General features: G+C 46.2%; 1 pseudogene. It reads right to left on the bottom strand.

Annotated features, from left to right (window positions below):
- Window positions 1-159, bottom strand: a pseudogene (locus SB775_RS30290) (L-serine ammonia-lyase, iron-sulfur-dependent, subunit alpha); the annotation flags it as partial.
- Between the last annotated feature and the right edge of the window lie 107 nt (window positions 160-266).

The raw sequence follows: 266 nt of genomic DNA, 5'->3' as shown, positions 1-266 counted from the left end.
CACTGCTTTTTCCATTACATCCAGATTGGCATACATATCCTGCATGATGGCATCCCGCGTACGCTGGGAAACCTCCATCTCCGCTTCAATCATCACTTGGGAGATTTTTTTACCCTGTGATTCTGCCAATTCGACCAGTTCAGCCACATTGCGAAACATCTAGTTAGAGTCACTCCTCTTCATCACTGCCTACGTGGGCACGAGACTTAATTCAACGAAAGCAGGGATACATCAAAAATATGAGGGATCTGCCGAATTTCCTCCAG

It is taken from the genome of Peribacillus sp. SIMBA_075, from assembly GCF_046534585.1.
The sequence above is the reverse complement of the archived record's forward strand: the minus strand, read 5'-3'. Positions and strand labels throughout refer to the sequence as shown.